Source organism: Streptomyces sp. NPDC043176 (genome assembly GCF_056436715.1).
The window spans coordinates 39,341-60,011 of sequence record NZ_JBWKCA010000033.1; the positions used below are offsets into that span (position 1 = coordinate 39,341).

A 20,671-nucleotide genomic window follows, 5' to 3' on the forward strand; every position below is an offset into this window, starting at 1 on the left:
CGAGTGTGTGCACGTTCCCAAGCGAACAAAGCTTCCATCGTTCGAGGTTTCAGGAGAGACTCATGCCGCAGACCACTCCCAAGGGCCTGCACCGGCTCGCGTTCGGCGGGGACTACAACCCCGAACAGTGGCCGGAAAGCGTCTGGCAGGAGGACGTCCGGCTGATGCGCGAGGCCGGCGTCACCATGGTGAGCGTCGGCATCTTCTCCTGGGCGCTGCTGGAACCCGAGCCGGGCCGGTACGACTTCGGCTGGCTCGACCGGCTCCTGGACCTGCTGCACGAGCACGGCGTCCGGGTCGACCTGGGCACGCCCACCGTCGCCCCGCCCGCCTGGTTCTACCGCGCCCACCCCCAGGCGCTGCCCGTCACCGCCGAGGGCGTGCGCTTCTCGTACGGCTCACGCGGGGCGATCTGCCACAGCAACCCCGCCTACCGCACGGCCGCCGCCGGCATCACCACCGAGCTGGCCCGCCGCTACGGCGGCCACCCCGCGCTCGCCCTGTGGCACGTGCACAACGAGTACGGCGTGCCCGTCAGCGCCTGTTACTGCGACGGCTGCGCCGCCCACTTCCGCCGCTGGCTGGCGGGGACCTACGGTTCGGTGGAGGCCGTGAACGAGGCCTGGGGCACCGCCTTCTGGGGGCAGCGCTACTCCTCGTACGAGGAGATCGACCCGCCCCGACTCACCCCCACCGTCGGCAACCCCGCCCAGCAGCTGGACTACCGCCGCTTCGCCGACGCCACCATCAGGGAGAACTTCCGGGCGGAGCGGGACATCCTGCACGAGCTGGCGCCCGGCGTCCCGGTCACCACCAACTTCATGACCGCGCTCAGCCAGTGCGACTCCCTGGACTACTGGGCCTGGGGCCGCGAGGTCGACCTCGTCACCAACGACCACTACCTGATCACCGACGGACGGCGCACCCACGTCAACCTGGCGATGGCCGCCGACCTCACCCGCTCCGTCGCCGGCGGCGCGCCCTGGCTGCTCCTGGAGCACTCCACGTCCGGGGTGAACTGGCAGGCCCGCAACCCGGCCAAGCGCCCCGGCGAGATGGCCCGCAACTCCCTCGCCCACGTCGCCCGCGGCTCCGAGGGCGCGATGTTCTTCCAGTGGCGCCAGTCCCGGCGCGGCGCGGAGAAGTTCCACTCCGCGATGGTCCCGCACGGCGGCACCGACACCCGGATCTGGCGCGAGGTCGTCGCCCTCGGGGCCGACGTGGAGGCCCTGGCCGAGGTGCGCGGCACCCGGACCGTCCCGGACGTCGCCATGGTGTGGGACTGGCACTCCTGGTGGGCGCAGAACCTGGAGTGGCGGCCGAACGAGGCCCACGAGGCCCGCGAGCGCGCCGACAGCTTCTACGAGACCCTCTACGACCGGCACCTCACCGTCGACTTCGCCCACCCCGAGGCGGACCTCTCCGGCTACCCGCTGGTCGTCGTCCCCGCGCTCTACCTCACCACCGAGGCCGCCGGGCGGAACCTGCGCGAGTACGTCGAGAACGGCGGCACGCTCGTCGTCTCGTACTTCTCCGGCATCGTCGACGAGCACGACGCCGTGCACCCCGGCGCCCACCCCGGCGCCCTGCGCGACGTCCTCGGCCTCACCGTCGAGGAGTGGTCCCCGCTCCTGGACGACCAGCACGTGACCGTCTCCGGCCCGGACGGCGCAACGCTCACCGGCGAGGTGTGGACGGAGTTCGTCCGGCCGCGCGGGGCCGAGACGGTGTGGACGTACGCCGACGGGCCGGCCGCCGGCGGGCCCGCCGTCACCCGGCACCGGCTCGGCCGGGGCACCGCCTGGTACGTCTCCACCCGCCTGGACGCGGCCTCGCTCGACGCGATCCTCGCCGCCGCCTGCGCGGACGCCGGGGTCGCCGAACGCACCGCGCTCCCGCGCGACGTGGAGGTCGTGCGCCGCGCCGGGGACGACGGCCGGCGCTACCTCTTCGCCCTCAACCACTCCGCCGGGGACGCCGTGGTGCCGCTCGACGGCGCCGGGACGGAGCTCCTCGCCGGCACGCCGGTCGACGGGAAGGTCACCGTCCCGGCCGGTGCCGTCCGCGTCGTGCGCCTGGACGCCTGACCGCACCCTCCCCCGCCGGCCGCCGCCCCCGGGCGCCGGCCGGACCCCGGCCCGCCTGCCGCAGGGCCGGGCCCCCGATCTCCCCGGGGGTGGCGGTACCCGCTGCGCCGCCCCCGGGTGAGCCGTACCACCCGTAAGGAACCACCCGCTCCACACTCCCCATTGGCCACCGTCGAAGGGACTCGACGATGCACCACGTCAGAAGCCGCATCCGCCTGCGGGCCGCGGCCGTCGCCGCCGCGCTCGCCGCCCTGCTGCTCGCTCCGCTGCCCGCCGCCCAGCACGCCGAGGCGGCCGCCACGCTCACCAACCCGGGGTTCGAGAGCGGCGGCACCGGCACCGCCACGCCGTCCGGCTGGTCGACCTACTCCGCCGCCGGCCAGAACGCGGCCTCGTTCACCGAGGCAGGGGGCCACGGCGGCGGCTACCGGCTCAGCCACTGGTCGTCCACCGCGTACAAGGTGGAGACCTACCAGTACCTGTCCGGGCTCGCCAACGGCACGTACACGCTGAGCGCCTGGGTCCGCTCGGGCGGCGGACAGAACTCCGCCTACCTGGCCCTGCGCAACTGCGGCTCCGCGGAACAGCGCACCGACCTGCCGGTGACGTCCACCTGGATACGGATCGTCACACCGGTCACCGTGACGGGCGGCGCCTGCACGATCAGCGTCAACTCCGACGCGAACGCCGGGAACTGGATCAACGTCGACGACCTGACGTTCACCTCCGGCACGACGGGCCTCTCGGTCAAGGGCGTCGACCTCTCCGCGCTGAAGAAGAGCGAGGACCTCGGCGGGACCTACCGGTCGGGCTCCGGCACCACCGGTGACGCGGTCGCCCTCCTCAAGGGCGCGGGCGCGAACTACGGCCGCCTCAAGGTGTGGGTGAACCCGGCCGACGGTTACAACAACAAGGCACGCGTGCTCGCCACCGCCCAGAAGATCAAGGCGCAGGGCATGAAGCTCCTCGTCGACTTCCACTACTCCGACATCTGGGCCGACCCGGGCGCCCAGACCAAGCCCTCCGCGTGGGCGGGGCACTCGTACGGCCAGCTGAAGACCGACGTGTACAACCACACGTACGACGTCCTCAACGCCCTCAAGGCACAGGGCACCACGGCCGACATGGTGCAGATCGGCAACGAGATCAACACCGGCATGCTGTGGCCCGAGGGCTCCACGAGCAACTGGTCCCAGCTCGCCGGGCTGCTGAACTCCGGCGTCTCCGCGGCCAAGGCCGTCTCGTCGAGCACGCAGATCGCGCTGCACCTCGCCCACGGCGGCGACAACGCCCTCTACCGCACGTGGTTCGACAACGCGACCGCGCAGGGAGTGAGTTACGACGTCATCGCGCTCTCGTTCTACGGCTACTGGCACGGCGCCCTGTCCTCGCTCCAGGCCAACCTGGACGACGTCTCGGCCCGTTACGGCAAGAAGGTGCTGGTCGTCGAGACCGCGTACCCGTTCCGTCTGGACAGCGAGGACGCGCACGAGAACATCATCGACCTCTCCTCCGAGCTCGTCACCGGCTACCCCGCGAGCAGCGCGGGCCAGTCGGCGTGGCTCCGGGACGTCATGAACGTCGTCGAGGCGGTGCCGAACGGCCGCGGCCTCGGCGTCGTCTACTGGGAGCCCGCGTGGACCGCCGTCACGGGCAACGGCTGGGACCCGGCCGACTCCTCGTCCGGCAACGGCTGGGAGAACCAGGCCCTGTTCGACTACGACGGCAAGCTGCTCCCGGCGGCGGCCTGGCTGGCCCACCGCTGACCGCACCCCACGAGGAGGGGCGGGCTCGCTCACGAGCCCGCCCCTTCCGCACGTCCCGCCTACCACTCCGCCAGCGAGCCGTCGTCCCGGCGCCAGGCCGGGTTCCGCCAGCGGTGTCCGGTCTCGGCTGCCCGCTCGACGGCCTTCTCGTCGACCTCGATGCCGAGCCCCGGGCCCGTGGGCAGGCCCACGTGCCCGTCCTCGTACCGGAAGACCGACGGGTCGACCAGGTAGTCGAGCAGGTCGGAGCCGGTGTTGTAGTGGATGCCGAGGCTCTGCTCCTGGATCAGCAGGTTCGGCGCGGCGAACCCGACCTGCAGGCAGGAGGCGAGCGCGATCGGCCCCAGCGGGCAGTGCGGGGCCAGGGAGACGTCGTACGCCTCCGCCATGGCGGCGATCCTGCGCACCTCGGAGATGCCGCCCGCGTGCGAGAGGTCCGGCTGCGCGACCGCGATGCCCTGGTCGAGGACCTTCTTGAAGTCCCAGCGGGAGTAGAGCCGTTCGCCGGTCGCGATCGGGATGGAGGTGGACCGCACGATGTCGCCGATGCGGTCGCTCAGCTCGGGGACGACCGGCTCCTCCACGAAGAAGGGCAGGTAGGGCTCCAGGAGCGGCAGGACCCGGCGGGCCATCGGCGCGGTGAGACGGCCGTGGAAGTCGATCGCGATGTCGAACTCGTCGCCGACGGCCTCGCGGATGGAGGCGACGCGGTCGACGATGCCCTGGACGGCCGCCGGGGTGTCGATGAGCCGCAGCTGCGCGGAGGCGTTCATCTTGATCGCGGTGAAGCCCTCGTTCTTCCGCGCCAGCGCCTCCGACGCGACCTCGTCGGGCCGGTCGCCGCCGATCCAGCTGTACACCCGCGCGCGGTCGCGGACGTTGCCGCCGAGCAGCTGCCACACCGGCACGCCGAGGGCCTTGCCGGTGATGTCCCAGAGGGCCTGGTCGATGCCGGCCACGGCGCTGGAGAGGACCGGGCCGCCGCGGTAGAAACCGCCCTTGGTGAGGACCTGCCAGTGGTCCTCGATCCTCATCGGGTCCTGGCCGACCAGGTAGTCGGAGAGCTCCTCGACGGCCGCGGCGACGGTGTGGGCGCGGCCCTCGACCACGGGCTCTCCCCAGCCGGTGACGCCCTCGTCGGTCTCGATCTTCAGGAAGCACCAGCGGGGTGCGACGAGGTAGGTGCGCAGGGCGGTGATCTTCACTTGGACTCCTTCTTCACGGTCCAGCCGCCGTCGACGACCAGGTTGGTTCCGGTGATGTAGGCGGCGTCGGCGGAGGCCAGGAAGGCGACGGCGGACGCCACCTCCTCGGGGCGGCCGAGCCGGGCGAGGGCGGTCGCGTCGGCGGAGAGCCGCCGCCCCTCCTCGTCGACGTCGCTCCACACGTCGGTGAGGATCGGTCCGGGCAGCACCGAGTTGAAGCGCACCTCGGGTCCGTACTCGACGGCGAACTGCCGTACCAGGGCGCACATGCCGCCCTTCGCGGCGGCGTACGCGGGGTAGCCGGGCAGGCCGAAGTCGGCGTGGACGCTGGACGTGGCGACGAGGCTGCCCCGCCCGGCGCGCAGGTCGTCGAGGAAGGTGCGGGTGGCGAGGTACAGGGCCCGCAGGTTGACCGCCATCTCCCGGTCCCATACGGCGACGGGGAGTTCGTGGGCGGCGCCCGGCGTGTGGACGAAGGCGTTGCTGTGGAGGACGGAGACGGGACCGAAGCGCGCGTGCGCCTCGTCGCGCAGGGCGGTCCAGTCCTCCTCGGAGGAGACGTCGCAGCGTACGTACGCCGCGCGGCCCCCGTCGGCGCGGATCGCGGCGGCGACGGCCTCGCCCGCCTCGTCGGCGATGTCGGAGACGACCACCGAGGCGCCCTCGGCGGCGAGGCGGACGGCGCTGGCCGCGCCGATGCCCGACGCGGCGCCGGTGACGAGGGCCGTCTGTCCGGAGAAACGGTTCATGGGTTCGGTTCCCTGTGTGCTGGTACGGAGTGGGGGCGGCCTGCCGTGACGGCTCAGCGGCTGATGTCCTGGGCCCCGAGCAGGGCGAGTTCGGTGCGGCGCGGGAGGCCTTCCCAGTCGCCGGGGACGGAGACGGCGAAGGCTCCGCAGACGGCGGCGAGACGGAGGCGTTCGCGGACGGGGGCGCCGTCGAGGACGGCGGCGAGGTAGCCCGAGACGAACGCGTCGCCGGCGCCCACGGGGTCCACGGCGGTGACCGGCACGGCGTCCTGGACGTGCACCTCCTCGCCCGCGACCACGAGGGCCCCGCGGGCGCCGAGCTTGAGCACCGCCTGCCCGGGTCCGAACCGGGTGAGGGCCCGGGCCATCCGGTCGGGCTGGTCCTCGGGGACGAAGAGGGTGGCCTCCTCGGGTCCGGCGAAGACGATGTCGGCGTACGGCAGGAGACGGCCGAGCACCTCGGCGGCCTCGGCGCGGCTCCAGAGCCGTTCGCGGTGGTTGACGTCGAACGAGATGGTGACCCCGGCCGCCCGCGCGACCACCACGGCCCGCTCGACCGCGGCGCGGGCGGTGGCGCTCAACGCCGGTGTGATGCCGGTGACATGGAGGATCCGGGCCCCCGCGAGGCGCACCTCGTCCAGGTCGCCCGGGGCGAGCCGCGACCCCGCGAGCCCGGCCCGGTAGTACGAGACGCGGAGCCGGTCGGCGGTGCGCCGCTCGCGAAGCATCAGTCCGGTCGGCACCGACGGTTCGGTGCGGGCGCCGGAGACGTCGACGCCCTCGGCGCGCAGCCCGGCCAGGACCATCGCACCGGCCGCGTCCTCGCCGGTCCGCCCGGTCCAGGCCGCCCGGTGGCCGAGGCGGCTGACCCCGATCGCGACGGTCGCCTCGGCACCGGCCCAGCCGAGGCGGAGCGGCGCGCCGGTGGCGAGCGGGCCCGGCTGGAGGGCGGCGGCCACCGCCATCGCCTCGCCGAGGGTGAAGAGCGCGGGCGGGGGCACGACCGCGGCGTGGGCCGCGGGGGCGGGGGCGGAGTCCGGGGCGTGGGAGAAGGCCCCGTGGGCGGGGGCCGGTGCGTGGGAGGGGGCCGGTCCGTGGGCGGGGGCCACGGGTGCGGCGGCGCCGGCCGGTGGCGCGGTCCGGGGCGGTGTCCCGGGCCGGGGCGCCCCGCTCTCGTGGGGCATCCCGGTCTCGGGCGGGCGCGTCATCGGCGTATCCCTTCGAGGAACGCGGCGGCGCGGTCGGTCAGCGCGGCGAGGGAGCCGCCTTCGCAGGCGTCGCCGACGAGCGGGCCGCCGATGCCGAGGGCGGTGGCGCCTGCGGCCAGGTAGGCGGGGGCGTCGGCCGCGCCGATGCCGCCGGTCGGGACGAGGGGGACGTCGGGCAGCGGGGCCCGGACGGCGCGGAGGTACTCGGGCCCGCCGGTGGCGGCGGGGAAGAGCTTCACCATGGTCGCGCCGGCCCGCCAGGCGGTGAGGATCTCGGTCGGCGTGTACGCGCCGGGGAGCACCGGCACGCCCAGGCGGGCGGCCTCGGCGATGACCTCGGTGGAGGTGGTCGGGGTGATGAGGTACGAGGCTCCGGCCTCGACGGCCGCTTGGGCCTCCGCGGGGGTGGTGACGGTTCCGGCGCCGAGCGCGAGGCCGGGCGGGGCGTCGGCCGCGTACTCGCGGAGCGCGTCGAGCACGCCGGGCGTCGTGAGGGTGAACTCGGCGGCGCGGACGCCGGACGACACGAGGGTGTCGGTGACCTCGGCGAAGCGGGTGGCGGAGGTGGAGCGCAGGATCGCGATGACGGGGGCGGTCGCGAGGGCGGCGAACAGCCCCTCGTGCGGGGTGGTCATGGGGCTTCCTCGTGGGGTGCGGGGCGACGGTCGGGGGTGCGGGCCGACCGTCGGCGTACGGGGGGCCGGGTCAGCGGTCGGGGGCGGATCGCCGGGCGGCCGCCGGGATACGGAGCGCGGGTCGGCGATCGGCGTACGGGCCGCGGGGCGGCGGTCGGGGGCGGGGCGGCGGTCAGTGGTCGGCGTATGGGGTGGTGGGCAGGCCGGTGGCGCCGGGGCGGCAGGTGAAGAGGCGTCCGGCGTCGGGTTCGGCGCGTCGGCGTTCCTCGTCGAGGCCCTCGGTGGCGGTGGTGATGACCAGGACGTCGAGCTCGGGTCCGGCGAAGGCGCAGCTGGTGACGTGGGAGGCGGCGACCTCCACACGGGCGTGGAGGGTGCCGTCGGCGGCGAAGGCGAGGACTTCGCCCCCGCCCCACACGGCGACCCAGACGCGTCCCTCGCTGTCGACGGTGAGGCCGTCGGGGACGCCCCGGTCGAGGACGGCGAAGGGCCTGCGGTCGCCGAGGGCGCCGGTGTCGGGGTCGTAGGCGAAGACGTCGACGCGGCCGGTGGGGCTGTCGGCGTAGTAGAGGCGGGTGCCGTCGGGACTCCAGCCGAGGCCGTTGGAGATGGTGACGGAGTCCAGGAGGGTGACCAGGCCGTGGCCGTCGAGGCGGTAGAGGGCGCCCGCGCCGGGGCTCTCGTCGTACGCCATGGTGCCGGCGAGGAGGCGGCCCGCGGGGTCGACGGCCGCGTCGTTCATGCGGCGGGGCAGGCCGTCGTCGGGGAGGACCGGCGCGGCGAGTTCGACGGCCTCGGCGACCGGGCGGTCCTCCGCCAGGTGCAGGAAGGAGGTGCCGGCGGCGGCGAGCAGGGCGCCCGAGGCGCAGGGCACGACCGCGCCGACGGGCCGGTCGAGCCGGAGCGTGGCGACGGGGGCGAGGTCGGGCAGGCCGTCGCCGGGTCCGCCTGGTTCGGCGGTGGTCAGGGCGGCGCGGTGGACGAGGCCGTCGGGGATGTCCACCCAGAGGAGTTCGCCGCGCCGGGGGTCCCAGACGGGCCCTTCCGTCAGGCGTCCGGGCTGGGGGGAGCAGGGCACGGCCCTGAGGTGCTGCATCTGGCCTCCTCGGTCGACCACGGCTGCGGTTCGGCTGCGGCACGCAAAAAACTACGGGTTCGTCTAACGGTTGTAAATATCCTGCCGCCCGCTTCTTCCAACCCTTCGAATAAGATCTCGGAGACGGAACCGCCGAGCGGAGGACAGCAGAGATGATCAAGCGGACATCGCAGGAGATCCGCCGCCTCAACCGCTTCGAGGTCCTGCGGCGCTTCTACGCGGGCACCGGCGCCATGAGCCGCCAGGACCTGGCGGCGGCCACCGGGCTGTCCTTCGCCACCGTCGCCAACCTCACCGCCGAACTCCTGGAGGCCGGCGTCCTCCTGGAGGCGGGCCACGAGGAGTCCGGCGGCGGCCGCCCCCGCGCCCGCCTCGCCGTCAACGCCGAACGCGGCGCGCTCATCGGCGTCGACATCGCCGAGACCTCGGTCCACGCCGAACTCTTCGACCTGTCCCTCGAGGTCCGGCACTCGGTGGAGCGCCCGCTGCCACCGGGCGACGTCCGTCCCGCCGACGTGGTCGAGCGGCTCGCCGCCTGCGTCGAGGAGCTGCTCGACGGCTCGGGGGTGCCCCGCGAGCGGGTCCTCGGGGCCGGTGTCAGCGTCCCCGGCATGGTGGAGCGCGAGGGCGGGGTCTCGTCCTTCTCGCCCTACTGGTCCTGGCACGAGGTTCCGCTGCGGGCGCTGCTCGACGAACGGCTCGGGCTGCCCCTCTGGCTCGACAACCCGCTGCGGGCCAGCACGGTCGCCGAGTTGTGGTTCGGGGCCGGCCGGGAGGTGGACGACCTGGTGGTGCTCACCCTGCGGGCCGGCGTCGGCGCCGGGATCGCGATCGGCGGACAGCTCTACCGCGGGTTCACCAACAGCGCGGGCGAGTGGGGCCACACCTGCCTCGCGCTCGACGGCCGGCTCTGCACCTGCGGCAACCGGGGCTGCGTGGAGGCGTACGTCAGCACCCGGGGGATCGCCCGGACCTGGCGCGAACTCGCCCCCGGTGACGAGCGGGCCACCGGGCCGGACGACGCGGTCACGGTCGCCGCCCTGGCGCGCGCCGCCGCCGAGCAGGACCCCGTGGCGGCGGCCGTCATCGACCGGACCGGGCGCTACCTGGGAGCCGCGGTCGCCAACCTGGTCAACCTGCTCAACCCCCGGGTGCTCGTCCTCGGCAACCAGGTCGTCGACCTGCTCGGCGAACGCCTGCTGACCGCCACGTACGAGGCGGTCACCCGGCACGCCCTGCCCTTGCCGCACCGGGCCGCGACCCTGCGGCGCAGCGCCGTCCCCCACAACGCCGTCACCCGGGGCGCGGCCGCCTTCGCCCTGGAGGGCTTCCTCGACGACCGCGAGGTCTTCGGCCCCGTCAGCCGCATGCGTCAGCCCCGCGAACGCCGGGAGGGCCGGCGCACGGCCCCCGCCGATGCGGGGGCCTGAGCCCGGCGGGACCCGGAGCCCGGGCGCTCCGGCCCCGGAGCGACGGGCCCGGGCGCGACGGGCCCGGACCGGACGGGCCCGGGCGCGACGGGCCCGGACCGGACGGGCCCGGGCCGGACGGGCCCGGGCCGGACGGGCCCGGGCCGGACGGGCCCGGGCCGGACGGGCCCGGGCCGGACGGGCCCGGGATCCACGGACGCCTCGTACGCGGACACCGGATCCACGGACTCCGGATCCACGGACCCCGAAGGTCCCCAAGACCCCGGATCCGCACGTGTCGCGTCCGCGGACCCCGGCCGCGGGGCCGGGCTCAGCGTGCGGCGGGCCGGTGGCCGAGGCGGGTCGAGAGCTCGCCGGCGCCCTTCACGGCGAGGGCGGTGAGCTCGTTCTCGCGGTCCTCGGTCCAGCGGTGCACCGGCACGGAGATCGAGAGGGCGGCGACGACGCTGCCGGAGCGGTCGCGGACCGGGGCGGCGACGCAGCTGACGTCGGGGTTGGACTCCTGCTGCTCCAGGGCGACGCCGAGGATGCGGATCTCGGCGAGCGCGGCGCGCAGGACGTCCGGGTCGGTGAGGCTGCGGGGTGTCATGGCGACGAGTTCGCGGCCTTCGAGGCGCTCGTCGAGCTCGGCCTCGGGCAGGGTGGCGAGGAGCATCTTGCCGACGGCCGTGCAGTGGGCGGGGAGCCGCCGGCCGGCCGCCGAGACCATCCGTACCGCGTGGGTGGAGTCGACCTTGGCGACGTAGATGACGTCCGTGTCCTCCAGGAGCGCCACGTGGACGGTCTCACCGCAGGTCTCGGCCACCTCGTGGGCCACCTGCCGCCCCTCGGCCGCGAGGTCGAGCTGCTCGGCGTACCGGCTGCCGAGCTGGTACGTCCGCACGCCGAGCCGGTAGCGGCCGGGCTGGTCGGGCACCGGGACGAGGTAGTTGCGGGCGGCGAGGGTGCTGACGAGCTCGTGGGTGGTGGTGCGCGGCAGCTGGAGCCTGCGGGTGATCTCGGGGGCGGACAGCGTGCCGTCGCCCTGGAGGAAGAGCTCCAGTATGTCGAATGCCCTGGTCACCGCGGGTACGAGTCGTCCCATGGCCCCCCACCTCACCCTCACGCCGTTCGATATCCCGTACCACGACCGAAATCGCGGACAGAGAGTAGCGCGGGCGCCCGCCCGTTGACACCCCGCGGGCCGCTGCCTAGCGTCACGCCCGCCGCCCCACCGAACGGTGTTCGCCCTTCCGAACGGAGTAACCGCCGTGCGCATCACGGGAATCACCACTCATGTCGTCGGCACGCCCTGGCGCAACCTCACGTACGTCCTGGTCCACACGGACGAGGGGCTCACCGGTGTCGGTGAGACGCGGATGCTCGGGCACACCGACGCGCTGGTCGGCTACCTCCGCGAGGCGGAGGTCAACCACATCGCCGGCTCCGACCCGTTCGCGGTCGAGGACCTGGTGCGCCGCATGAAGTACGGCGACTTCGGGCGGGCCGGCGAGATCGTCATGTCCGGCATCGCGGTCGTCGAGACGGCCTGCTGGGACATCAAGGGCAAGGCGCTCGGGGTGCCCGTGTGGCAGTTGCTCGGCGGCAGGGTGACCGACCGGGTGAAGGCGTACGCCAACGGCTGGTACACCACCGAACGCACCCCGGAGGCCTACCACTCGGCGGCCCGCGAGGTCGTGGCGCGCGGTTACCGGGCGCTGAAGATCGACCCGTTCGGCAACGGCCACTACGAGCTGGACGCCGAGCGCTCGCGGGAGGCGGTCGCGCTGATCGAGGCGGTCCGGGACGCGATCGGGCCGGACACGGAGCTGATGGTGGAGATGCACGGCCGCTTCTCCCCCGCGACGGCCGTCCGCCTCGCACGCGAACTGGCCCCGTTCCGGCCCGCCTGGCTGGAGGAGCCTGTGCCGCCGGAGAACCTCAAGGCCCTGCGGAAGGTCGCCGACAAGGTGGACCTGCCGATCGCGACCGGCGAGCGGATCCACGACCGGATCGAGTTCCGCGAGCTGTTCGAGTCGCAGGCCGCCGACATCATCCAGCCCGACGTCGGGCACATCGGCGGCATCCTGGAGGCCCGCAAGCTCGCCGCCACCGCCGAGACCCACTACGTGCTCGTCGCCCCGCACAACGTCGGCGGCTCGGTCCTCACCGCCGCCTCCCTCCAACTGGCTGCCTGTACACCGAACTTCAAGATCCTGGAGCACTTCAACGACTTCGCGGACGCGGAGATCAAGAAGGTCGTGCGCGGGGCGCCCGAGGTCGACCCCGAGACCGGCTGCTTCGCGCTCTCCCACCAGCCGGGCCTCGGGGTCGACCTCGACGTGGACGCGGCCGCCGAGTTCCCCCAGCAGCGCGCCCGGTTCGACCTGTGGGCCGAGGGCTGGGAGAAGAGGCAGCCGAAGTGAGCACCGTCGTCAGCCGCGCGATCGTGGTCGACCGGCCCGGTGCGCACCGGCTCGTCGAGCGCCGGCTCCCCCCGCCGGGCCCCGGCGAGGTCCTGGTGCGGGTCGCCGCCGCCGGGATCTGCATGAGCGACCGCGAGGTGTACGAGGGACGCCGGGCGCCCGACTACGTCCGCTACCCGGTCGTACCCGGGCACGAGTGGTCCGGGACCGTGGAGGCGGTGGGCGCCGGTGTCGACCCGGCGCTCCCGGGCCGGCCGTGCGTCGCCGAGGGCTTCCGGTCCTGCGGCACGTGCGAGCGCTGCCGGTACGGCGAGACCAGCCTGTGCACGGCCGGGTACGCCGAGACCGGCTTCACCGAGCCGGGCGCCTTCGCCGACCACCTGGTGGTCCCGGCCCGCCTGTTGCATCCGCTGCCGGACGGCGTGGACCCGCGGGCCGCCGCGCTCCTCGAACCCGCCGCGGTCGTCGCCGCCGCCGTACGGGCGGGCCGGCCGCGCCCGGGCGAGCGGATCGCCGTCGTGGGGGCGGGCACCCTCGGCCTGCTCGCCGCCCAGTGGCTCGCCACCTCCTCCCCCGCCGAACTGACCGTCGTCGACCCCCGGTCCGAACGGGCCGTACGGGCCCTCGCGTTCGGCGCCACCCGGGCGCTCACCCCGCGGGAGGCGGACGGCGACACCGGGCGCTTCGACCTGGTCGTGGAGACCGCCGGAGCGCCGGCCACGGCCGCCTCCTCCTGCCTCCTCGCACGCCGGGGCGGCCGGGTCGTGCTCACCGGCATGTTCGCGGCGGGGGCCACCGGGATCGACCCGGTCCACCTCTCCGTCAGCCAGCTGGAGGTCCGCAGCGTCTTCGGGGCCTCCTCCGCCGCCTGGGCGGACGCGGTCCGGGCACTCACCCTGGGACTGCTCGACCCCGCCCCGCTCGTCACCCACACCTTCCCGCTGGAGCGGTTCGGGGAGGCGATCGTCCTGGTGGGCGGCGGCGACCCGGCGACGGGCAAGGTCCTCCTGCTCCCCTGAGCCGTACGCCCGCCCCCTGATCCGTACGCCCGTCCCCTGAGCCGTACGGCCGCCCCTGAGCCGTACGCCCGCCCCCTGAGCCGTACGGCCGCCCCCTGAGCCGTACGCCCCGTCCCGCCGGACTCCCGCACGTCCACCCGCCCGTACCGCGTCCGATCCACCGAACAGAGGACTCCGATGACCCTGCGCCCGGCTTCCCGACGTCCCGGCGACGACGCGCTGCGCCGTATCGGCCACCCGGCACCGGCCGCCGACCCCGCCGACTCCTCCCCGCACGCCTTCCCCGACGGCGGTCTGTGGCGCACCGAGGTCCCCTCCGTGGAGGGCCCTGAGGCGCTGGCGGCGGTCCTGGCGGAGAGCGAACGGCTCGACGTGCCCGTGCACCGGGTGAGCCAGGGCAGCGGCGTCTGGATGCTGACCGACGGCGAGATCGCCGAGATGGTCGCCGCCTGCGGCGAACGCTCCGTCGAGCTCTGCCTGTTCACCGGCCCCCGCGGCACGTGGGACACCGGCGCCGCCACCCGCACCGACTCCGGCGGCGCGGGCCTGCGGGCCCGGGGCCACGACGGGCTCGCCGGCTGTGTGGAGGACGCCGTGCGCGCGGCGGAGTCGGGCGTGCGGTGCCTGCTCGTCGCCGACGAGGGGGTGCTCTGGACGCTGCACCGGCTGCGCGCCGAAGGGGTGCTGCCGGCCGACACGACGTTCAAGGTGTCCGCGCTGATCGGGCCGGTCAACCCGGCGGCGTACGCCGTCCACGAGCGGCTCGGCGCCGACTCGCTCAACGTGCCCTCCGACCTGACCCTCGCCCATCTCACCGAGATCCGGCGGGTCAGCCGGGCCCCGATGGACCTGTACGTGGAGGCGCCGGACGACCTCGGCGGCTACGTCCGCATGTACGAGGTGGCCGAGCTGATCCGCCGGGGCGCGCCGCTGTACCTGAAGTTCGGCCTGAGCCGGGCGGCCGGGATCTACCCGTACGGCGCCCACCTGCGCGAGCACGCCCTCGCGACCGCCCGTGAGCGCGTCCGGCGCGGCCGGCTCGTCCTCGACCTGCTCGCCCGGCACGGGGCGGACGGCGGCATGTCCCCGGTCGGCTCCCGGGACCCGGGTCCGCTCGTCCGCTTCCCGGTCGGCGCCTCCTGACGGGCGCCCGTCAGCCGTTCGCCGGCCCGGCAAACGCGTCCTCGGCGGCGGGTTCGGCCGGCAGGTCGTCGACGACGGCGAGGCGCGTCTCCGGGAAGCACTCGGCGATCGCCTCGCGCATCATCGCCTCGCCCTCGGGGTCGGGGGTCCCGCACCTCTCGCGGGTCTCCCGGTCGGGCCGGCGGGCGTACGCCACCCAGGTGCCGTCGTCCGCCCGGTGGAGCCGGGAACCGTGGCTGCCGCACTCCTGGTGGATCGCCCGGGTCACCCGGTGCCGGCCGTCGAGGAGCGACTGCCCCCGGCCGGGACGCACGCGCCACCGGTACACCACCGCGAACATCTCTCCGCCTCCCTCGTCAGCGCCGGCGGCCCGTGCCGCCACAGGAAGGACGGGACTACCCCGACCAGTTCATTGTCAAGACTGAACGGTTCGGTACACTCAGGCCGACGGAGACGTGTCGAAGCGCTTCGACTTTCCCCGCCACCGGTCTGGACACGTCAACTCCCCCGCGTTACCGTCGGATCGGGTCGCCGTAACGATCATTCGACGAGCCGCGTCGAAGCGATTCACCCCGTCACGGCCCGCAGGAGAGAGCGGATGGTCACCCTCGCCGAGGTCGCCCGGCACGCCGGAGTGTCGGCCAGCACGGTGAGCTACGTCCTCAGCGGCAAACGGCCCATCTCCGCCGGCACCCGGCTGCGGGTGCGGGCGAGCATCGAACAGCTCGGCTACCAACCGCACGCGGGAGCAAGGGCGTTGGCCAGCAGTCGTTCGCGGATCATCGCGCTGATGGTGCCGCTGCGCACCGACATGTACGTGCCGGTGATGCTGGAGATCGCGGTCGCCGTCGCCACCGCCGCCCGGGCCCACGGCTACGACGTTCTGCTGCTCACCGGCGAGGAGGGCCCGTCGGCGCTGCGCCGGGTGACCGGGAGCGGGCTCGCCGAGGCGGTGATCCTGATGGACGTCCAGCTCGACGACGGCCGCCTGCCGGTGCTGCGCGCGGCGGGACCGCCCGCCGTCCTGGTCGGCCTGCCCGCCGACCCGGCCGGACTGAACTGCGTCGACCTGGACTTCCGGGCGGCCGGCGCGCTGTGCGTGGACCACCTGGCCGGGCTCGGGCACCGTGAGATCGCGGTCATCGGCGAGTCCCCCGGCGTGTACGCGCGGCACACGGGCTTCGCCGAACGGACCCTGGGCGGCCTGCGGTCCAGGGCGGCCGAGCGGGAGGTCCGGCTGCTGCACCGGCCGTGCGAGGGCAGCCACGACGCCGTCGCCGGGGTGCTGGCCAGGATCCTCGACGAACGGCCGGACGTCAGCGCCTTCGTCGTCCAGAACGAGACGGCCGTGGAGCCGCTGCTCGCCCTGCTGCGGCGGACCGGCCGCGCCGTGCCGGAGGACGTCTCGGTGGTCGCGGTGTGCGCCGACCAGATCGCCGCCCAGGCCTCCGTGCCCCTGACCTCGGTGGCCATCCCCGCGCAGGAGCTCGGCGGCCGGGCGGTCGAGCGGCTGATCGCCCGCCTCGCCGGCCGGCCCGACGGCGAGGGGGCAGCGGGCGTCGAACTCCTCACCCCCGTCCTCACCGTGCGGGACAGCTCCGGCCCCCCGCCCCCGCCCCGCACACCCGGGAGATGACGAAGGCCCGCCGCCGCCCCGCGCACCCGGGAGGTGACGGGGCGCCCGCGGGCTCAAGGGGGCGCCCCGCGGCCTCAGGAGCGCACGACGCGCTCCTCCCCCTTCCGCAGGACGAGCCGGGTCGTGCCCGCCGGACTCCGCACCTCGATGTCGGCGTCGCGGTCGGGGCGGAGGACCGCGCGGTACGCCCCCGGTGACCAGGTCAGGTCGACCCGGGCCCCGAACCGGGTCCGTACGCCGGTGATCCGGCCGGCCGGGCAGCGGGCCGGGGGTGCGGGCAGCAGGACGAGCCGCCCGGGCGTCGACCGCAGGAGGGCCTCGATCAGCAGGGCGGGCAGGGCGTGCGCGGCGTCGGCGTTGTAGACGTCGCGGGCCGGGTAGTGCGCGCTCATCAGGGAGGCGTGGAAGTAGTCGCCGGTGAGGATCCGGTCGAGGGCGTCCTCGGTGCGTGCGGCGTCCCCGAGCCGGGCGGCGACCAGGCCGTGGTGGAGGTGTCCGTGCGCCGAGTCGTTCTCGCTGCCGCGCAGTTCGAGGGCGCGGCCGGCGGCCCGGGCGAGGGCCGGGGTGTCGTACGGGTCGATCTCGTCCAGCGGCCAGACGGGATAGAGGTGGCTGAGGTGCCGGTGCTCGTAGCGGTCGCCCAGACCGGGCCAGGCCCACTCGGCGAGCGCCCCGTCGTCGTTGACCCGGTACGGCGGCAGGCGGTCGGCGAGTCTCCGCAGGCGGGCCGCGTCGGCGGCCGGTGCCCGGTCGGCGGCGGCGTGCAGGGCGTGCCGGGCGGCGGCGATGTCCATGGTGGCGTTGACCGCGCCCCAGCTCCCACCGGCGGGACGGTTCTCCGGGGAGTACGAGGGCACGATCGCGATGCGCCCGTCGGGTCCGCTGCGGGTGAGGAAGTCCTCGTAGAAGGCGGCGAGTTCGGCCACGAGTGCCGAGGTCCGGGGGGACCGGCGGCCGGTCGCCTCCTCGTGGTCGAGGAGGGACTTGAGCAGCCAGTCGGCGCCCGCGGTCCACAGGTGCAGGGGGTACTCGCGGCTGAAGTGGTACGTGTGCCCCGTGGTGCCGTCCGTGTGGGAGGGCGCGACGATCCCCCGGGCGCCGAAGACGGCCCGCGCGTTCTCCCGCCACCCGGCCACCTGGCCCTCGACCAGTGCCGCGTGGGCCTCCGTCACCTCGGGCAGGTCGGCGGCGACGGCGGAGGCCGTCTGCAGGTTGAGGTTCGCGTTGGTGGTGAACGCCCCGGACCAGGCGGTGTCCCAGTCCCCCGTCCAGAGCCCGGGGAGCCGGGGCGGCAGCATCCCGGAGGAGGAGAGGAGGTGGTAGCGGCCGGCCGCGAAGAGGCGTTCGAGCAGCGCGGGGCTCCGGGGCCGCCGGAGGAGCTCCGAGCCGGGCAGCGCCCGCTCGGCCTCGTCCGCCCCGAGGTCGAGGGCGACGCGCCGGTAGGCGGCGCCGTGCAGGGCGGCGTGCCGGGCGAGCAGCCGGGCGTGGACCGCGGCGGGGTCGACGCCGCCTTCGGCGGTCAGGGCCCGCAGGGCCTCGGCCTCCCCGTCCGGGTCGGGGCTTCCCTCGTGGCGGCGGACGCGGGTGAGCAGGAGCAGCCGTCCCGCGCCCTCGATCCGGATGCCGGAGGCGGTGACGGTGGTGCGGCCGGCGTCGGCGACGAGGAGGGTGACGCCGGTGTAGCCGAGGGGGCTGTCGGGGTAGCGGGCGCAGAGGGTGAGGACGGTCTCGCGGCGGGCGGTGGCGACGCCCCGGCCGATCGCGAGGTCCGCGGGGGCGCCGGGCAGCCGGTGGTCGAGGTCGATCTCGACGGAGGGGCCGGGCGCGGTGACGTACTGCACGACGACGTCGTCGGCGCGGGAGGCGAAGACCTCGCTGCGCCGCTCCCCGCAGGCGCCGGTGACGACCCCGGTGGTGAAGTCCACGGACCGGCGCACCGGGCGGGCGGGGGTGCCGGGCGCCCGGCGGACGCGGGTGCGGAAGCCGGGGTGGAAGGGCTGGACCCAGCGCAGCGGCCTGCCGTCCGTGAACGTCTCGGCGGCGGTCGCGTCCCCGGCGAGGAGCGCGTCCTGGAGGGCGGGGAGCCGGTCGGCGAGTTGGGGCGGCGCGGTGTCGGCGGACCCCTCGCCGGGGCGTACGAGGGTGTGGTGGGTGACGGTCACCCGGTCGTCGTCGGGGTCGCCGTGGACGAGGGCGCCGTGTCGGCCGTTCCCCGTCAGGAAGGCGTCCTCCCAGCGGGCGGCGGGCTCGGGTTCCCAGGTGCCGTGGCTCACGGGTGCTCCTCCGGGACGTCGGCGGCGTGCTCCTCCAGGACGGCGACCCCGTACCGCTCCAGGGTCAGCTTCCCCTCGACCACGACGGAGGTGAGCAGGTCGCGGTGGCGGCCGGGCAGCGGCACGGTGACCGGGTCGCGGCCGTGGTGGAGGAGGAAGAGGAGCTCGCCGCGGCGGGACGGCCTCGACGCCCGCGGGCAGGGCGTCGAGGACGGGCCGTATCCCGGCCTCGCGGGCGGCTGCGGCGAGCAGCCCGCTCAGGGCGGCGGGCTCGGGAAGGGTGGAGAGGTAGCGGGTGCGGCCGTTGCGGAGGACGGCGGGCATGCCGTCGAGCTCGCCGCCCCGGTAGGCGGCGAGGACCTCCGTGCCGTCGGCGGGGGTGAGCTCCTCGGACCACAGGCTGCCGCGGAAGGTGCCGCAGTCGACGTGTTCGTCCTCGTCGAGCGGCCACCACTCGTGCAGGAGGTCGATGCCGAGGAGGGCGCGGAGGCGGGCGTCGACGCCGCCGGGCCTGACCCGGTCGTCCTGGTCGGCGACTCCGGTGAGGAAGCCGCAGACGAGGGTGCCCCCGCCGCGGACGTACGCGGTGAGGTTCTCGATCGCCGTGTCGTCGAGGAGGTAGAGGTGCGGGACGAGGACGAGCCGGTGGCCGGAGAGGTCGTGGTGGGGGTGGGCGAAGGAGGCGGGGAGGTGGGCGTCGAAGAGGGCGCGGTGCCAGGCGCGGACGAGCTCGGCGTGGTCGACGCGGCGCGAGAGCGCGCCCTCCTGGTCGCCGGCCCACCAGGAGTTCCAGTCGTGGAGGACGGCGATGTCGGCGGTGACGCGGCTGCCGGCGACGCGGGGGCCGAGGCGGGCGAGGTCCTCGCCGATGCGGACGGTCTCCTGGAAGACGCGGCCGCGTTCGCCGGCGTGGCCGAGCATGCCGGAGTGGAACTTCTCCGCGCCCTGGCGGGACTGGCGCCACTGGAAGTAGCAGACGGCGTCGGCCCCGTGGGCGACGGACTGGAGCGCCCAGAGGCGGTTGAGGCCGTGCGGCTTGGGGTGGTTGACGCCCCGCCAGTTGACGGCTCCGGCGGCCTGTTCCATCACCATCCACGGCCGGCCGCCGGCCTCGGAGCGGGTGAGGTCGCCGATCATCGCGTTGTACTGGCCGCCGTGCGGGTCCCGGGGGTCGGGGTAGACGTCGACGGAGACGACGTCCTCCTCCGCCGCCCAGGCCCAGCCGTCCTGGCCCGACCAGAAGGGCATGAGGTTGGTGGTCACGGGGAGGTGCGGGGTGTGGCGGCGGACGATGTCGCGTTCGGCGCGGTAGCACTCCAGGAGCAGGTCCGAGGTGTAGCGGCGGAAGTCGAGGACGTGCGCCGGGTTCCTCAGGTAGTGGGCGCGGCGCGGTGGCAGGACCTCGGCCCAGTCGCCGTACCGCTGGCCCCAGAAGTCGGTGCCCCAGGCGGTGTTGAGGGCGTCGAGGGTGCCGTGGCGCTCCCGGAGCCAGTGGCGGAAGGTGCGGGCCGCCTCGTCGCCCCAGTCGTGCGTGCAGTACTCGTTGTTGATGTGCCACATGGTCAGCGCGGGGTGTTCGGCGTAGCGGGCGGCGAGGTCCTCGGTGATGGCCGCCGCGTGGCGCCGGTACACCTCGCTGGAGTGCGAGAAGTGCTGGCGGGAGCCCCACCACTCGGTCCGCCCGTCCTCGTCCCGGGGCAGGGTCTCCGGGTGGAGCCGCCCCATCCAGGGCGGGGGCGAGGAGGTGGGCGTGGCCAGGACGACCCCGATGCCGTGGGCGTGCGTCAGGTCCATCAGCCGGTCGAGCCAGCCGAAGTGGCGTTCTCCGGGAGCGGGTTCGAGCCGGGACCAGGAGAAGACGCCGAGCGTGACGGTGGCGACGCCGGCGCGGCGCATGAGCCGGACGTCCTCGGTCCAGGTCTCCTCGGGCCACTGCTCGGGGTTCCAGTCGCCGCCGTAGAGGATGCGGGGCGGGCGGCCGGGCGGCCGGGTCACGTCGTCGAGGCTCGGCATCTGACT

General features: G+C 74.9%; 15 protein-coding genes and 1 pseudogene. 7 read left to right on the forward strand and 9 right to left on the reverse strand.

Annotated elements, in window-relative coordinates; all coding sequences use genetic code 11:
* Positions 1-62: 62 nt before the first annotated feature.
* Both AC067A_RS34280 and AC067A_RS34285 read left to right on the forward strand, forming a co-directional pair.
* Positions 63-2,087, forward strand: coding sequence for a beta-galactosidase (locus tag AC067A_RS34280; RefSeq protein WP_479247103.1), 2,025 nt, complete (start codon positions 63-65; stop codon positions 2,085-2,087).
* 188 nt (positions 2,088-2,275) lie between these two features.
* The gene (locus AC067A_RS34285; protein ID WP_479247105.1) at positions 2,276-3,853 is read left to right on the forward strand and encodes a glycoside hydrolase family 53 protein; all 1,578 of its coding nucleotides are present in this window, start codon (positions 2,276-2,278) and stop codon (positions 3,851-3,853) included.
* Between the two features lie 59 nt (positions 3,854-3,912).
* Here the strand turns inward: AC067A_RS34285 and dgoD are convergent, their stop codons facing one another.
* The 5 genes from dgoD to AC067A_RS34310 all read right to left on the reverse strand — a co-directional run bounded on the left by dgoD (position 3,913) and on the right by AC067A_RS34310 (position 8,746).
* Positions 3,913-5,058: a galactonate dehydratase gene (gene dgoD / locus AC067A_RS34290; RefSeq protein WP_479247107.1), complete on the reverse strand. Its 1,146-nt coding sequence runs from the start codon at positions 5,056-5,058 to the stop codon at positions 3,913-3,915.
* Entirely contained in the window at positions 5,055-5,807 is a 753-nt protein-coding gene (locus AC067A_RS34295) for an SDR family NAD(P)-dependent oxidoreductase (RefSeq protein ID WP_479247109.1), read from the reverse strand. The genes dgoD and AC067A_RS34295 overlap by 4 nt, the downstream gene beginning before the upstream one ends.
* A gap of 53 nt (positions 5,808-5,860) precedes the next feature.
* Positions 5,861-7,015, reverse strand: coding sequence for a sugar kinase (locus AC067A_RS34300; protein WP_479247111.1), 1,155 nt, complete (start codon positions 7,013-7,015; stop codon positions 5,861-5,863).
* Positions 7,012-7,650, reverse strand: coding sequence for a bifunctional 4-hydroxy-2-oxoglutarate aldolase/2-dehydro-3-deoxy-phosphogluconate aldolase (locus tag AC067A_RS34305; protein WP_479247113.1), 639 nt, complete (start codon positions 7,648-7,650; stop codon positions 7,012-7,014). Before AC067A_RS34305 ends, AC067A_RS34300 begins: the two co-directional genes overlap by 4 nt.
* A 172-nt stretch (positions 7,651-7,822) precedes the next feature.
* On the reverse strand, positions 7,823-8,746 hold the full coding sequence (locus AC067A_RS34310) for an SMP-30/gluconolactonase/LRE family protein (protein ID WP_479247115.1): 924 nt from the start codon (positions 8,744-8,746) through the stop codon (positions 7,823-7,825).
* A 152-nt stretch (positions 8,747-8,898) separates the two neighbouring features.
* Here AC067A_RS34310 and AC067A_RS34315 point away from each other — a divergent pair, with 152 nt between their 5' ends.
* Positions 8,899-10,176: an ROK family protein gene (locus AC067A_RS34315; RefSeq protein WP_479247117.1), complete on the forward strand. Its 1,278-nt coding sequence runs from the start codon at positions 8,899-8,901 to the stop codon at positions 10,174-10,176.
* A 310-nt stretch (positions 10,177-10,486) separates the two neighbouring features.
* Here the strand turns inward: AC067A_RS34315 and AC067A_RS34320 are convergent, their stop codons facing one another.
* Positions 10,487-11,260 carry an IclR family transcriptional regulator gene (locus tag AC067A_RS34320; RefSeq protein WP_479247118.1) on the reverse strand — a complete coding sequence of 258 codons (774 nt, stop codon included), beginning with the start codon at positions 11,258-11,260 and terminating at the stop codon, positions 10,487-10,489.
* 166 nt (positions 11,261-11,426) lie between these two features.
* On the opposite strand from AC067A_RS34320, the gene AC067A_RS34325 reads away from it, so the two are divergent.
* The 3 genes from AC067A_RS34325 (at position 11,427) to AC067A_RS34335 (ending at position 14,743) form a co-directional block, all read left to right on the forward strand.
* Positions 11,427-12,581, forward strand: a complete 1,155-nt coding sequence (locus AC067A_RS34325) for a mandelate racemase/muconate lactonizing enzyme family protein (protein WP_479247119.1) — start codon at positions 11,427-11,429, stop codon at positions 12,579-12,581.
* Positions 12,578-13,600, forward strand: coding sequence for a zinc-dependent alcohol dehydrogenase (locus tag AC067A_RS34330; protein ID WP_479247121.1), 1,023 nt, complete (start codon positions 12,578-12,580; stop codon positions 13,598-13,600). Before AC067A_RS34325 ends, AC067A_RS34330 begins: the two co-directional genes overlap by 4 nt.
* 177 nt (positions 13,601-13,777) lie before the next feature.
* Positions 13,778-14,743 (forward strand): hypothetical protein, encoded by a 966-nt coding sequence (locus tag AC067A_RS34335; RefSeq protein WP_479247122.1) that lies wholly within the window; start codon positions 13,778-13,780, stop codon positions 14,741-14,743.
* Between the two features lie 10 nt (positions 14,744-14,753).
* Here the strand turns inward: AC067A_RS34335 and AC067A_RS34340 are convergent, their stop codons facing one another.
* On the reverse strand, positions 14,754-15,083 hold the full coding sequence (locus AC067A_RS34340; RefSeq protein ID WP_479247124.1) for a hypothetical protein: 330 nt from the start codon (positions 15,081-15,083) through the stop codon (positions 14,754-14,756).
* A gap of 258 nt (positions 15,084-15,341) precedes the next feature.
* On the opposite strand from AC067A_RS34340, the gene AC067A_RS34345 reads away from it, so the two are divergent.
* Entirely contained in the window at positions 15,342-16,379 is a 1,038-nt protein-coding gene (locus AC067A_RS34345) for a LacI family DNA-binding transcriptional regulator (RefSeq protein WP_479247125.1), read from the forward strand.
* Between the two features lie 74 nt (positions 16,380-16,453).
* On the opposite strand, the gene AC067A_RS34350 is transcribed toward AC067A_RS34345, so the two are convergent.
* Positions 16,454-18,652 (reverse strand): glycosyl hydrolase family 95 catalytic domain-containing protein, encoded by a 2,199-nt coding sequence (locus AC067A_RS34350; RefSeq protein ID WP_479247127.1) that lies wholly within the window; start codon positions 18,650-18,652, stop codon positions 16,454-16,456.
* A pseudogene (locus AC067A_RS34355) lies at positions 18,649-20,665 on the reverse strand (beta-galactosidase). The gene AC067A_RS34350 and the pseudogene AC067A_RS34355 overlap by 4 nt, the downstream one beginning before the upstream one ends.
* Positions 20,666-20,671: the final 6 nt, after the last annotated feature.

Coding starts and splice junctions, on each gene's coding strand:
- AC067A_RS34280 (WP_479247103.1), top strand. CDS start 63: ATGCCGCAGACCACTCCCAAGGGCCTGCACCGGCTCGCGTTCGGCGGG.
- AC067A_RS34285 (WP_479247105.1), top strand. CDS start 2,276: ATGCACCACGTCAGAAGCCGCATCCGCCTGCGGGCCGCGGCCGTCGCC.
- AC067A_RS34295 (WP_479247109.1), bottom strand. CDS start 5,807: ATGAACCGTTTCTCCGGACAGACGGCCCTCGTCACCGGCGCCGCGTCG.
- AC067A_RS34300 (WP_479247111.1), bottom strand. CDS start 7,015: ATGACGCGCCCGCCCGAGACCGGGATGCCCCACGAGAGCGGGGCGCCC.
- AC067A_RS34305 (WP_479247113.1), bottom strand. CDS start 7,650: ATGACCACCCCGCACGAGGGGCTGTTCGCCGCCCTCGCGACCGCCCCC.
- AC067A_RS34310 (WP_479247115.1), bottom strand. CDS start 8,746: ATGCAGCACCTCAGGGCCGTGCCCTGCTCCCCCCAGCCCGGACGCCTG.
- AC067A_RS34315 (WP_479247117.1), top strand. CDS start 8,899: ATGATCAAGCGGACATCGCAGGAGATCCGCCGCCTCAACCGCTTCGAG.
- AC067A_RS34320 (WP_479247118.1), bottom strand. CDS start 11,260: ATGGGACGACTCGTACCCGCGGTGACCAGGGCATTCGACATACTGGAG.
- AC067A_RS34335 (WP_479247122.1), top strand. CDS start 13,778: ATGACCCTGCGCCCGGCTTCCCGACGTCCCGGCGACGACGCGCTGCGC.
- AC067A_RS34340 (WP_479247124.1), bottom strand. CDS start 15,083: ATGTTCGCGGTGGTGTACCGGTGGCGCGTGCGTCCCGGCCGGGGGCAG.
- AC067A_RS34345 (WP_479247125.1), top strand. CDS start 15,342: ATGGTCACCCTCGCCGAGGTCGCCCGGCACGCCGGAGTGTCGGCCAGC.